This window comes from Pseudomonas sp. LY-1 (assembly GCF_053502595.1).
Genome location: NZ_CP094353.1, coordinates 3,076,201 through 3,090,106, shown reverse-complemented (window position 1 = coordinate 3,090,106; position 13,906 = coordinate 3,076,201). Strand labels below are relative to the sequence as shown.

11 protein-coding genes are annotated in these 13,906 nt (G+C 61.5%); 3 read left to right on the top strand and 8 right to left on the bottom strand.

The features are described 5' to 3' along the window. Positions 1–10 precede the first annotated feature (10 nt). From MOQ67_RS14190 to pvdP, 7 genes are all read right to left on the bottom strand, one after another. Positions 11–502 carry an Hcp family type VI secretion system effector gene (locus MOQ67_RS14190; protein ID WP_046383733.1) on the bottom strand — a complete coding sequence of 164 codons (492 nt, stop codon included), beginning with the start codon at positions 500–502 and terminating at the stop codon, positions 11–13. Between the two features lie 24 nt (positions 503–526). Then, a complete protein-coding gene (locus MOQ67_RS14185; protein WP_198717710.1) occupies positions 527–2,245 on the bottom strand; it encodes an OmpA family protein in 1,719 nt (572 codons plus the stop codon). A 6-nt stretch (positions 2,246–2,251) separates the two neighbouring features. Then, entirely contained in the window at positions 2,252–2,935 is a 684-nt protein-coding gene (gene tssL / locus MOQ67_RS14180) for a type VI secretion system protein TssL, short form (protein ID WP_198717709.1), read from the bottom strand. After that, on the bottom strand, positions 2,932–4,287 hold the full coding sequence (tssK, locus tag MOQ67_RS14175; RefSeq protein WP_198717708.1) for a type VI secretion system baseplate subunit TssK: 1,356 nt from the start codon (positions 4,285–4,287) through the stop codon (positions 2,932–2,934). Before tssK ends, tssL begins: the two co-directional genes overlap by 4 nt. Positions 4,288–4,310: 23 nt before the next feature. Beyond that, positions 4,311–5,849 carry a type VI secretion system contractile sheath large subunit gene (gene tssC / locus MOQ67_RS14170; protein WP_198717707.1) on the bottom strand — a complete coding sequence of 513 codons (1,539 nt, stop codon included), beginning with the start codon at positions 5,847–5,849 and terminating at the stop codon, positions 4,311–4,313. Positions 5,850–5,882: 33 nt separating this feature from the next. After that, positions 5,883–6,386 carry a type VI secretion system contractile sheath small subunit gene (gene tssB / locus MOQ67_RS14165; protein ID WP_046487053.1) on the bottom strand — a complete coding sequence of 168 codons (504 nt, stop codon included), beginning with the start codon at positions 6,384–6,386 and terminating at the stop codon, positions 5,883–5,885. A gap of 474 nt (positions 6,387–6,860) precedes the next feature. Continuing rightward, entirely contained in the window at positions 6,861–8,489 is a 1,629-nt protein-coding gene (gene pvdP, locus MOQ67_RS14160; RefSeq protein ID WP_198718263.1) for a pyoverdine maturation tyrosinase PvdP, read from the bottom strand. Between the two features lie 142 nt (positions 8,490–8,631). On the opposite strand from pvdP, the gene pvdM reads away from it, so the two are divergent. Together pvdM and pvdO are read left to right on the top strand one after the other, a co-directional pair. Further along, positions 8,632–9,996, top strand: a complete 1,365-nt coding sequence (gene pvdM / locus MOQ67_RS14155; RefSeq protein WP_448675941.1) for a pyoverdine-tailoring dipeptidase-like protein PvdM — start codon at positions 8,632–8,634, stop codon at positions 9,994–9,996. A gap of 76 nt (positions 9,997–10,072) precedes the next feature. Then, the gene (pvdO, locus tag MOQ67_RS14150; RefSeq protein ID WP_126587271.1) at positions 10,073–10,939 is read left to right on the top strand and encodes a dihydropyoverdine dehydrogenase; all 867 of its coding nucleotides are present in this window, start codon (positions 10,073–10,075) and stop codon (positions 10,937–10,939) included. A gap of 262 nt (positions 10,940–11,201) precedes the next feature. On the opposite strand, the gene MOQ67_RS14145 is transcribed toward pvdO, so the two are convergent. Then, the gene (locus MOQ67_RS14145) at positions 11,202–12,029 is read right to left on the bottom strand and encodes a N(5)-hydroxyornithine transformylase PvdF (RefSeq protein ID WP_104903373.1); all 828 of its coding nucleotides are present in this window, start codon (positions 12,027–12,029) and stop codon (positions 11,202–11,204) included. A gap of 199 nt (positions 12,030–12,228) precedes the next feature. On the opposite strand from MOQ67_RS14145, the gene MOQ67_RS14140 reads away from it, so the two are divergent. Beyond that, positions 12,229–13,881, top strand: coding sequence for a cyclic peptide export ABC transporter (locus MOQ67_RS14140; protein WP_169885003.1), 1,653 nt, complete (start codon positions 12,229–12,231; stop codon positions 13,879–13,881). The last annotated feature ends 25 nt before the right edge of the window (positions 13,882–13,906 follow it).

Here is a 13,906-nt window from a genome sequence, read left to right as displayed (position 1 = left end):
TCCGGGCGTATCAAGCGCTTTGGCGTTCATTCCACGAATCGGAGTGGATGATGTTGCCGTCCTTGTAGGTCCAGGTGACCTTCTCGTAACGCAACTCCACCTGCTCGAGGTGGTTGTGCTTCTCTTTGCTGGGGTCTTTGACGTCGTGCATTTTCGGCGCGACTTTCACGACCTTGACCTCTTCGAGTTTGGTGATGAAGTACTCGACCTCCTGCCCCGCATCGTCGATGCGGTACCACTTGAACTCGGCACTCTTGAGGGTTTGCCCGGTGGTGACCGCCTTGTAGAGATAGGGGCTGGAGGCATCGATTTCCTTGGAAAACAGAAACGGGGTGTGAACCCGCGTACCGGTCAATTTCCCGGTGTTGTTGTCGGTGGGGATGTACAGACTGTGATCCTGGGCAACCACCTCGATGCTGCCCTCGCGTTGTTGCACGTTCACCGAACCCTTGATAGTTGCGCCGCCGTCGTCTTGCAGCCAGAGGTAAACGGGAATTGCCATGTGAAGCTCCTTTTTCTCGTAGATTTAAATGTCGCGGAATGCGACCGGGGGTTGCCTGTCCGGGCTTGCAACGGGAAGCGCGCAGGCCCCCGCCTCAGGCACCAGACGGATATCAACGCGGCGGTTGGCTGCACGCCCCGCCTCGGTGTCGTTACCGGCAATCGGCTGGCTGGCGCCGAAGCCTTGCACGGCAAAGCAGCTGTCGGGAATGCTGCCCATGCGTTGCATCCAGTCATGCACGGCAGCGGCGCGGGCGCGGGACAGTCGAAGGTTGTTCTCGGGGTCGCCAGTGGCATCGGTATGCCCCGAGATCACGATCAGCCAGCCGGGCTGGGCCTTGATATCGACCAGCGCATTGATCAGGATCTTGGCTGAATCCGCCTTGAGCTGGGCACTGCCGCTGGCGAACAGCGACAGGCTGTCCAACCGCACCGGGCTGGCAGCCCGCGCAGGCGATGCGGCCGGTGGCGGCTCAACGTGAGCAGCCAGTACCGCCAGCAGCGCAGCGCGCAGGCGTTCGCCGCGATACAGGCCCAGGCCGAATGCCGGGGGCGCACCGTGCCGGTAGTACGCGTCCAGACGCTGGGCGTCCTGGCGCAACACGCCCACGGCATTTTCACGCCCAAGAAACTCGCGCTGATTACGCTGGGTCGGTTGCGGGATCGCCGAATAACGTCGCAGGTCATCACTGACTTGGCGCAGCAACAGGGCGTTCTGCCACGCCGAACTGGCAAGTGCGACAACACCGGCGACGGCGAACAACCACAGCGCAACAACGCTCGCGCGTTGCACCGGGGAACGCAGCGGGCCGAGCGGCAGCAGGTTGAGCAAAGGGTCCGGGACCGGCAACACCGCATCGGCCACAACCGCCCTGTGATCCGCCAGCGCGACTTTGCTGCGTAACCATTGCTGCCACAGGTTCCCGTTCACGGCATGCGCCAATGCCGGCACCCACGTAACTGCGCAGATCGCCACTAGGCCAGAAGCGCTACGCATGACAAGGTGCGGCAGTACCGCTTCGTGAAGCCAGGCCACAGCGCTGTTCAGTTGAATGCTGGCGTGCATCCGAGCGGCCTGCCTGGGCGAGTCAGCGGATTGCTGTTGCCAGTCATCCAGGCTGACGCAAGCACCCGCATCACACACACGGACCTCGGCCTGCCCGCTGCCCCAACAGAACCAGGGTGCCTCGTCCTGCAGGGTTTGCAGGTAGCTCACCAGCAACAGCGGCAGCGCAACCCCGCGTTTGCGGGCCAAGGCCAGTTGATGACTGAAGGCGCGCATCTGACCGGCGAGTATCGCCCCATCACTGTGCGCGCCGGGGCTGACGCTGAACATCACGCCCAGTTGCCCGGCCCAGCCAGGACGCAAGGCCAGAAGGTGATCGGTGATAGCCGGCAGTTGCTCCAGGCTCGGTACGCGCACGTAGCACCCTCGCTCGGTTACCCGCAGGGCCAACTGCCCGGCGGCAACCCCGCCGAACAGCCCATCCAGGCCATCACCGCAGACCAGCACCACCGGCTGACGAAACCCCGCAGCGGGCAGCACCATGCCCTCGGCCAACCTCACCGACCCAAGCTGCCGCTCGGCGCGCAGGCGCAGCGATACCCAGGCCCACGTCACACAACACACCGCGATCAGCGCGCCGAGCACACGCGCCCACATCGCCAGCGGAATGATGAGCAGCAACGCGAGGACGAGTACACCGGCCCACAGGTAAAGGATGCGATGCAGATTGAAGGTCATCCGCACTTACCCCTGATCAGGCAAGAGCGAGGCAGTTGCATCGCTCAGCAGATGATCCAATCCCCACCACGTCGCAACCAGCAACAGGGCCACTGTCAGCAGATGAATCAAGGGCGAGCGCAGCCAGCCAAAACCCGCGCTGAGTTCGCCACCGACCACCTGCGTCGGCATGTGTTGGCTGACCTTGAACGGCGCCACCTGTGCGTTGAGAGCAGCCAATAGTTGCTCGCGTCCGGGGTCGCTCAAATCACGATAGCGCCCGCGAAAACCCAACATCAATACGCGCTGAAATACCGTCAACACATGCCGGTCCGGCGCGGGTTCGCTCAACACGTCACGCATGGCCTCGTACAGAAACTCACCGGCCTGATGACGATTGAAGAACTTGGCCTGCAGCGGTTCGCTGGCCCAGGCAGCGCGGGCATCTGCGTCGGCGCAGGTCAGCACCGTTTCGTCGAGTAACGCGCATTGAGCATGACTGATGTGGTCGATGTTGCGCTGACTCAGGCCCGCCCGTTCAAGGTGCTGCCGAGCTTGCTCAACCTGTTCGATACAAAGCTGGCCCAACTCCCGGCCAGCTTGCACCGAGGCGCCCTGGCGCAACTCGACCACCAATAGATAGGTGTCCTGTAACAGCGCGTCGATATCCACCGCTGCTGCGGCTTGCTCGTTGGAAGGCGTCGGTTTCATGAGCGCAGCACCGCAAACAATTCCAACTTGACGTCGACCAAGCTGCTGGGAACGTAGAAAGCACAGACCCCTTCGTCCAGCACCGCCTGCCCCTTGGAATGCCCGAGATCCAGGGCGAAGTACTGATTTTCCAGGCGCAATGGAATCGCCGCCGGCACATGGCTGAGGGACTGCAACGGCACCCCGTCGAGCGCCGCGTTGATCAGATAATCGACCTCATCCGGCGTACCGATCTTGCACAGGCGCGGGAACTGGTCCTGCACCTGCGCCGCCGGTAGCCGACTGCGCACCGACAGATAGAAATCGGCCCCCTCACGCTCGCGCAAGCGCGGATCATTCAGCGTGACTTGCCAACGATTGGCCCCCTGCACCTCCAGGTTCAAAGCAATGACCCGCGACGGCAGACTGGCCTCCAACAACAGCGACAGGGTGTGCATCAGCGGCGGGAATACCGCCTCCAACGAGGTGTGCCGATAAGCGGGGATTTTGTCCACGTCGTGTTCCAGCGAAAACGTGAGCAGGCCACCGGCGAGCTTGATCAGTTGCTGGTAAACCTGCTCGGGGTGGCGCGCGGGAAACTCCCGAAGATCGGCCAATACCGGCTGGTAGGTATTCAACGCATTGAGCAGCCAGAACAGCGACACGTCGGCGACGGCAAAGTCGGCCATGCGCTGATTGCTTTCCCGCCGCATGCCCATGAGCCGTTGCCGCTTGGCGGACAATTGCGTCAACAGGTTGTCCAGCTGGTTCAGCAACCCCGGGTGCGCGGCGAAGCTCAGCAACGGCGGCACATAGCCCGGGTCGAGGCTCCAGGCGCCCTGCCCGTCGCGCACCAGGCGCGCGACCGGACACGTCATGTAGTCCGCATTATCGTCGCGCTGCAGACGCAGGCTCAGAGCATGCTCCAGCACGCCTATCGACTGCACCTCATCGGCATACATATCCTGTACGTCGCGCCAAGACTGGCGATAGCGTGTGGGCCGATCGGCCCTGCCACCGTCGAACAGGCAGTTGTCGCCATTCGCCTGTTCCAGAGGCAAGGCCAAGTGCAATAACGCGTCCTGATCTTCGTCGGCCAGCAACTGCGCCAGCTCCAAGGCCGGAGGCAGACGGTCGACCTGCTCGGTGTCGATCCAGGTGCCATCGGGCATACGGACCCGCAACTGAGTCGCCTTGAGCTTACCCAGCCGTAATGCATCCAGGTCGAACCCTACCGCCTGGACACCCCAGGGGTGTGCCAGGGCCAGGTGCGCGAGTTGTTCGTTGGTCCAAGCCTCCCAGCGCGCCTGTTGCTGGAATTGTTGCGGCGACAGCAACGCCCCGGCGGCCCACAGAGGGCGATCGATATTCATGGCATCGTTTCCCTACGACTGAATCAGGCTTTGGCCTTGGGCATCTGCGAAACCAGCGACAAGTTCACGTCCATGCCCTCGACTTGGAAGTGCGGCACGGCATACAACTTGACGCGGAAGAAACCGGGGTTGTCCTCGATGTCTTCCACCGTGACCTTCGCCTCCCGCAGCGGGTGTGAGGCCTGCAAGTCATCGCCCGGATCAGTCATCTCGGTGACCAGCCCGCCGATCCACTTGTTCAACTCCAGTTCCAGCAAACGCCGGTCCTTGGTGGTGCCAATGTTTTCGCGCTGGATCAGCTTCAGATAGTGAGCAATGCGTGACAGCAGAAAAATGTAAGGCAGGCGTGCGTTGATTCGACTGTTCGCGGTGGCGTCGGCCGTGTCGTACAGCGCCGGCTTTTGCGCGGAGTTGGCCGAGAAGAAACACGCATAGTCGCGGTTCTTGTAGTACGAGAGCGGAATGAAACCGAGGTTGGCGAACTCGAACTCACGGGTTTCCGGAATCATCACTTCGGAAGGAATCTTGACCTGATTGCCAGTGCCCAAGTCATACAAATGGATAGGCAGTTCAGTGACCGCACCACCCGACTGCGGCCCACGTATCTGCACGCACCAACCGTTGCTGATGAAGCTTTTGACCATGTTCGCGGCAAAGGCAAACGATGCGTTGGTCCACAGGTACTTGTGGTGATCCGGCCCTTTGACATTCTCGACGTAATTGAAGCTGCGCACGGGAACGGTGTCGGGCCCGTAGGGCAAGCGCCCCAGGACGCGCGGCATGGTCAGGCCGATGTAACGCGCGTCGTCACTGTCACGGAATGACTTCCACTTGATGTATTCGGCACGATCAAAATAGTTGCCGATGTCCTTGATCGCGGCCACCTCCTCCATGGTTTCCTTGCCGAAGAACGCTGGGCCTACAGCCCCCACAAACGGCATGTGGGCGGCGGCGGCGACTTTGGAAATATTGCGCAGCAGCGCGATGTCCTGAGGCCTGCGATCGAATTCGTAGTTTGAAATAGCCGCCGCAATCGGCTCGCCCCCCGGTGTGTCGTACTCCTGCGTGTAGGTATGCAGGTACAAGCCGCTCTGGGCAATTTCAGGCACGTCCTCGAAGTCTTGCACTAGGTGGTTCTTGCTGACATCCAATAGTTCTATGCGAACGTTCTGACGGAAATCCGTCTGATCAATCAGCGATTTCACACCGCGCCAGGTTGACTCGACGCGCTGGAAGTCCGGATGGTGCATGACCGCATCGAGTTGACGGCCAATCTGCCGGTCCAACGAAGCAATATGCTCATCCAACAGGACTTTATCCAAACGCTCGATTTTTTGCGGCGATTGCTTAAGCAACTTTAAAAACACACTGACCGCTGCCGTCACCCGCTCATCGGCGGACACCTCGGACAGCGCATCCGAGTTCTGGAAGATATCAATACCGGCCAATTCAGCAACAGGACTTAAATTGATCTTGTTAAACAGCGCAGCATAAACACCCGCAGACTCTTCAGACAACACTGTGGCGCCGCGCGCTTGCACGTTGGAATGTTCTAAGGACATGCTTTAACTTCCCTTTTAAATTACCGCTATGAATTAACGCTCTTCTTCAGGCGCCAAGGCAGCCAACTCAGCGCGCAGTTCGTCACTGAGCGCGTCATCCTTGAGGATGCGCTCCAACTCATGGCGGAAGGTCACGTTGTCCAGCAGATTCGATTTGAGATCACGCAACAGGTTGCGCATCGCCAATAACGCACGCAGTTGTGGAATCTGCCGTGCGACCTGCTCAGGCTCGAAGTCCTTCATGCACCGGAAATTCAGTTCGACAGCGGTGTCGGACGCATCGTCGTCCAAGGTGTTGTCGACAGCCAGCTTCAGACCCGGCGAGAACTCGCCCAGGACGCTGTCAAAGTTGTTCTTATTGATATCAACCTTGCCGCGCTCGGAGAGCGGACGCTGTTCTTTACCGTTACTGTAGTCACCCAGCACCATCAGTTTCAAAGGTAACTCAACCTTTTTCTGCGCACCGCCGGTATGCAGGTCGAGCTTGATATTAACCCTGGCCTTGGGCACTTCATTTTGAAAGCTGCTTAGCGTCATCGTTTCATTCCGTGAGTTATCCAACAGCATTGATCTGCGGTCAGATGGAAATTAAAACCGGAATCCAATCAACTTAAATTCCCTTTCCGGAAACCAAAGCGCTACATGGCACATGGCGTCCGCTTGCTCACTAGAATGAAGTATCACTGCCGGAACTTACCAGCCCCCGGATCACGGACGGGAACTTTCCATTGCGCATCAGGGATATTTCCCACAAAGCACAAAGATTATCTTTCTTGCAAAGATTATTGAAGATTTAAACCACAGACAGGGATCTCGCTGTCGGATATTTCTTAACCGTGACGGCGCCCAATAAAAGATCAGTAGAAATATACAAACCCATATGAATTTCTTTCAACATCCTCCATTGTTTATAGTACTAAAACCTATAAAAAACACCCACGTGCCGACCAGAAGATAAACCATCTCCGTCTCAGCTTTACATCATAAACATTGAACTTCAGCAAAAAACGCCTACACCTCGCGCGCCTTGACCTTCAAATGCCGCGCATACCATGGCCGCTTCGGCACCCGTTTGAACAAACCCTGCAGCGCTTCGTCTTGCGCAGCAAACGTAATTCGCAGGGCGAGCTTCATGATCTCTGGGTCCATCTCCATCGAACGCCCCCTCTGCAAGCCTGGCGTGGTGCTGCAGCCATGGGTATCCGGGCCCAGCCACGGGTCGCCGACTTCAACCCACCGCCCCGGCGCGAACCATGCCACGCCATTGACCTCCAGGCGGCTGACCTGGCCGGGATGGAAGCGCTCATGGGCGCGGAACCAGTCTTCGATGCGGTCGTCGATCCAGCCATGGAAGTGCCAGAACACCGGGTTGACGTGGGAGGAAAACGGATCGCCAAGAAAGTCGTTCTCGGGCGCATACCAACGCGCGGCAAAGTCTGCCGGGTCGCGGGCGAAGGGCACGGGGGCGCCGTTGGAGGGGTCGCGGGGCACCGAGGCCCAGCGCATGTGCAGCCAGTCATGCAGGCCCAGTTCCATTTCGGAGCCGAGCTGGCCCAGGGTCAATTTGGCCAGGTATCGCGGGTCGCGGTATTGGGATTCCCAGACCTGGAAGTTGCTGTGGTAGGTCTCGGCGGCTTTGATATCGCTGACCCATTGGGTGTAGTCGCCGTCGTCCGGCGCCAGCCAGGTGGGTGGCAGGGCAAAGCCGTCATGGTTGTCGAAGTAGCGCAGGAAGCCCAGGCGATCACGTTCCAGGGCCGGTTGCGGTTCGGGGAAGGCGGACCACGACGGCAAGTCTTGCATCGAACGTGCGGTGCCGAGCATATGCCGATGCATGAAGAAGAAGTCGATGCCCGAGCCGTTGCGATCCTTGAGCTTGCCCCGCGCGTCGCGCTCCTTGCCCCGTGGGCCGGGCTGCCAGCCGATGCCACGCAAGGCGTCGCGTTTTTCCTCGGAGAGCTTGTGCCATTGGTCGCGCGTGGCGTGCCACAGTTGGTGGAACAGGCGGTGCTCGGGGGAAATCAGCCAGGCCAGCAGCGAAGGGTTGAGACCGATGCGTTGGCGGGCTTCGGGAAACGGCTGTTTGTGGGCAACAAAGCGATTATCCGGCGCGGTCAGCGCCAGGGGGCGGTCGAGGTCGAGGATCTGCCCGCTGAGGGTGCCGCTGCCGGCGTTGCCGAAGACGCCCCAGACTTCATCGACGGTCATGCTGAATTCATAGGCCGGCGCGCCGTCGGCGGCATCACGGTCGATCAGCCGCCAATAGAGCTCGGTGCCCTCGCCCGTGAGCAAGTCACCCAACACGCGATAACGGGGTTCGCCATCGCCGCGCAGGTGCTCGGCCGTGTCGAGATAACCACGCAAACCACGCCCACGCGGCGCGACATCGAGCAGCAACGCCAGGCCCTGCGCGGGCAAACCCTTGAGGCCGGCATCGCGGCCTTCAAGGCGCAGGTTCCACACCCCGCGCAATGTGTTCGCCAGGTGCTGGCCGGCGGTATCGGCAAGATCCACCGTGGCTTCGCCGGGGGTGATGGGGAATTCTTCACGCGTCCACTCGCGATGGGCATATAAGGCCGCCGGCACGGCGGCGCCGGTCAGCGCCAGGCCTGCGATGAACCCACGTCGAGAGATCGTCATTGTCTACCTTAGGAAACGGCGTTATCAGAGCTAGAACGTTTACTCGCGCGGGAAATTTACCGCGCCGTCGCCGAGGTCTAAATTTCCGCGCTCATCGCTCGTTCTTCCCAGATAGCAAAGGCCTCAACTGACTGAGACGGCAATGACAAAACCACGTTCGAAAAAGGCGCTGTTTATCGGCCTGCCACTGGCATTGGCCATCGGCGCCGGGGCCGGTTTCCTGGCCTGGGATCACTGGTTCCGAGGCAATGCCGGTTACCCGCTGGCGGTGATCAAGCAGGCCAATGACCTGCAGGAGCGCCTGTTGTCGTTCGACAGCCATATCACCGTGCCGCTGGATTTCGGCACTGCCGGCAATGAGGCCGACCACGACGGCGGTGGCCAGTTCGACCTGGCCAAGGCGCGTCGCGGGCGATTGTCCGGGGCGGCGCTGACGGTTTTCGGCTGGCCGGAAATCTGGAACGGCGCCAATGCTCCCCACAGGCCCAGCGACGGCTTTGTCGAGGAAGCCCGCCACGAGCAGGAGGTGCGCTACAAAATCATCTCCGGCATGGTGCGCGACTTCCCCAACGAAGTGGGCATCGCCTACACCCCGGATGACTTCCGGCGCCTGCATGGCGAAGGCAAATTCGCGATCTTTATCAGCATGCTCAACGCCTACCCGCTGGGCAGCGACCTGAACCAGCTGGACCTGTGGACAGCACGCGGCATGCGTATGTTCGGCTTCAGCTATATCGGCAATAACGCCTGGTCCGACTCGTCGCGGCCACTGCCATTTTTCAATGACTCCACCGACGCTCTCGACGGCCTCTCGGACATCGGCCAGCAATCGGTACACCGCCTCAATGACCTGGGGGTGATCATCGATGTGTCGCAAATGTCGACCAAGGCCCTGGAACAGGTTGCGCAGTTGAGCCGCACGCCACTGGTGGCCTCCCACTCGGCGCCACGCGCGGCGGTGGATATCCCGCGCAACCTCAGTGACAAGGAACTGCAACTGATCAAGCGCAGCGGCGGCGTGGTACAGATCGTGGCCTTCTCCGCCTACCTGCGCCCGCTGAGCCAGCCGACCCAGGACAAGCTCAACACCCTGCGCGCCCGCTTCGACCTGCCCCCCCTGCCCAACCTGGCCGTGGCCCTGATGCCGGGCGACGCAATCATCGCCGCCTGGCCCGAGCACACGTTCGGCGAGTACGCCAGCGCGCTGTACGCGATCCTCGATGACGAACCCAAGGCCACCCTCAAGGACCTGGGCGATGCCATCGACTACACCGTGCGCAAGATCGGCATCGACCATGTCGGCCTGGCGTCGGACTTCAACGACGGCGGCGGTATCGACGGCTGGAACAACGTCGGCGAAATCCGCAACGTCACCGCCGAGCTGATCCAGCGCGGCTACTCCGAAGCCGACATCGCCAAGCTGTGGGGCGGCAACTTTCTGCGGGTGTGGGAACAGGTACAAAAAGCCGCCAGGCCCTTGGCCAACCGCTCATCACCCTCGACGTAAGCCCGTGAGCACAACATGACCGTGCTGAGCCAGCGGTGGCGACGCACGCCCTTTGCCCTTTGAACGAGAGGCCCACATGACGCCATCCGCCCCCCTGACCGCTTTGGCCCTCACCGCCCTGTGCGCAGCGCTGCTGCCCAACCTGGCCGAGGCCGCCACGCCGCAACCCGGCAAAGTGTTCAAGGACTGCAAGGACTGCCCGGAAATGGTCGTGCTGCCCGCCGGCACTTTCACCATGGGCACGCCCGACGATGAGGTCGGCCGCGAGCCGGACGAAAGCCCGATGCATGCCGTGACCTTCGCCAAGCCGTTCGCCATGAGCCGCTTCCAGATCACCGCTGGCGAGTGGGACAGCTATATCCGCCAGACCGGGGTCAAGATCGCCGACGGCGATACCCGCCCCGGCCGCGAATGCATCGCCAGCAAGCCGCGCTACCCCCAGAGCCCGCGTCAGCCGGCAGTGTGCATGGACATGGACGACATCAAACACTACGTGGCCTGGCTGTCGAAAAAGACCGGGCAGCCGTACCACATGGTCAGCGAAGCCCAGCGCGAATACGCCGCGCGCGCCGGCTCCAGCGGGCCCTTCCCGTTTCCGTTCGACGAGGGCAAGGGTTACAGCATTGCCGAACATGCCAACACTTACGGTCCGGCGGATGGCTACAGTTTTTCCTCGCCGGCCGGCAGCTACCCGCCGAACGCATTCGGCATGTACGACATGCACGGCAACGTCTACGAGCGCGTGGCCGACTGCGAACACCCCAACTACATCGGCGCACCGACCGACGGCAGCGCCTGGGTGGAACCGAACTGCGAGAGCTACCAGATCCGTGGCAATGACTGGGGCGAAGCGCCAGTGTTCTCGCGCTCGGGCAATCGCAACAACATCTACCCGCAGACACGCGGGGACTGGATCGGTTTTCGGGTAGTGCGCGACCTGTAACAACAAATCCCCTCACTGCACCTACTGCACCCGCTGCACCCGCTGCACCTACTGCACCTACTGCACCTACTGCACCCGCTGCACCCGCTGCACCTACTGCACCTACTGCACCCGCTGCACCCGCTGCACCCGCTGCACCCGCTGCACCCACTGTAGGAGCGAGCTTGCTCGCGAAGCCCCCGAGTACGCCGCGTTTATCCAGGATAAACGCGTTATCGTTGGCGATTTTCGCGGGCAAGCCCGCTCCTACAGGGGGCGTGCGTCAGCCCTGTCGAGCCAACCGTTCCAAACCTTCATGCAACGCCGGAAACAGGCTGTTGTTGAAGTTGTTCCAGCGCAATTCGAGGATGGTGTCGTCCGGGGAAATCTCGGTCTTGAGCACGTCGTGGAACACTTCACCGGAGTCGATGCCGTTGTCCACGTAGTGGAACGACGCACCGGTCAGGTACAGCGGCTCGCACGGCTGCGTCTCCTTGGTCGTCCAATCCACCACCGCCTGGCCACGGGCACCGTACAAGGCGTTCCAGGTGGCGTAGGCGCCCCGGCGCTCGTAGGGCGATTCGATACGGGTAATGCCCGGGTGAATGTTCATGATCCGCCGCGCAAATGGCGCACCCGGGCGCACCAGCTCATCGAGGATCACCAACAGGCCGTCCAGCACCACGATATCGGCCTTCAGCTCCACCAGCGTGTCGTGCAGGCGGCGTTCGAAGTCCTGCTTGCCGGCGATGTGTTGCGCGCTGCCACGCGGCAGGCGGCGGTAGGTGGACGGCACGCTCAGCAGCAAATCGTTGACCAGACGCCCCTGCACCCGCAGGTCCGCCGGGTACAGCCACTGGCGGCCCGGCGCATAGGCAAAGCCATAGTCGGCGACCAATTGCCGGTCACGCGGGTTTTGCTCGTCGTCGTCATACACCACGCCCACCAGGTTATAGGCCTCGCCCAGCGACGTATCGTTGAGCGAGCCCACCAGAAACTCCAGCACCGACTTCATGTAGCGCTCGTGGTCCTTATAGGCCACTGGCTGCCCGGCCTTGTCGGCGGCGGCATTTCTCAGGGACCACACATACACCAGGTTCTTTTTCGTCATTGGTTCGCTCTCACTGGATAGATCCGGCACGCGACCCTACGCGTGCGCCTACCCAACAAGAACGAACCAGGCAGCGGGCAATTTATCCGCCACCGCCACCGCCGGGCACGCCGCGCTAAATACTCGCGCCGACGCTTCGTTTGTCATGGGTAAGGGTCTGTGTGCCCAGCCCCCTCCATTCACTTTCCGGGAAGTACCTATGACCGACCCCAAGCGCGGCGCCTTCAGCGGTTTGCTCGCATTGCTCAGGCCCTTTCGCGCCATCGTGAGCGTCTCCGTCGCCCTGGGCATGGCCGGTGGCCTGGCCATCACGCTGCTGCTGGCGACTATCAATAATGCGCTGCACTCCGCCGCCGGGATGACCCAGGGGGTGATTCTGACGTTTGCTGCGCTGTGTGTGCTGGCGCTGGTCAGTTCGATCATTTCCGATATCGGCACCAATTACGTCGGCCAACGGATCATTGCCGCCCTGCGCAAGGACCTCGGCGAAAAGGTGCTGTCGGCGCCGATCGGGCAGATCGAGGGTTATCGCTCCCACCGGCTGATCCCGGTACTGACCCACGACGTCGACACCATCAGCGATTTCTCCTTCGCGTTCACACCGCTGGCCATTGCGGCCACAGTGACCCTGGGTTGCCTGGGCTACCTGGCCTACCTGTCGGTACCGATGTTCCTGATGATGGTGGTCGCCATCGTGATCGGCAGTGCCGTGCAGTTCATCGCCGGCGGCAAAGGCATCCAGGGCTTCGACCTCGCGCGCAGCCACGAGGATGAGCTGCAGCGTTACTACAACGCCATTGCCTCCGGCGCCAAGGAACTGCGCATGCACCGGCCCCGGCGCTTTCGCATGAACACCCAGCGCATTCAGGAAACCGCGGACCGCATCGCCGACATCCAGGTGCGTTCCGTGAACATCTACATCCTTGCCAAGACCTTTGGCTCGATGCTGTTCTTCGTGGTGATCGGCCTGGCCCTGGCGATGCAGGCCTATAACCCCAACCCCGACCCTAGCGTGATCACCGGTTTCGTCCTGGTGCTGCTGTACATGAAAGGCCCGCTGGAACACCTGCTCGGCTACCTGCCTGTGGTGGGCAAGGCGAAGATTGCATTTGGTCGTATCAGTGAGCTGTCACAGCGCTTCTCCTCGCCGGAACCGCACCTGCTGATGGATGACAGCGAAGCCCCGCAACCGGTGGTCAACAGCCTGGAATTGCGCGGTGTGCGCTACAGCCCGCCGGCAGTGGCAGGCAGCGAACCGTTCCACCTGGGGCCGATCGACCTGAACATCACCCAGGGCGATATCGTGTTCATCGTCGGCGAAAACGGCAGCGGCAAGACCACCCTGATCAAGCTGCTGCTGGGGCTGTACCCGCCGCAGGCCGGGGAAATCCTGCTCAACGGCAACGCTGTGAGCGACCCCGAGCGCGACGACTATCGCCAACTGTTCACCACGGTGTTCGCCGATTACTACCTGTTCGACGACCTGGTCCAGGGCAGCGCCGCCCAGTCACTCGACAGCGCGACAAAATACCTGGAACGCCTGGAGATCGCCCACAAGGTCAGCGTCAAGGACGGTGTGTTCAGCACCACCGATCTGTCCACCGGCCAACGCAAGCGCCTGGCGCTGGTCAACGCCTGGCTGGAAGAACGCCCGGTGCTGGTGTTCGACGAGTGGGCCGCCGACCAGGACCCGGCCTTCCGCCGGATCTTCTATACCGAGCTGCTGCCGGACCTCAAGCGCCTGGGCAAGACCATCATCGTGATCAGTCACGACGACCGCTATTTCGATATCGCCGACCAATTGGTGCGCCTGCGCGCCGGCCAGGTCGTGCGCGAAATGACGCCAGCGTGAATTTTCTTTTCCGGTTTCCCGGGAT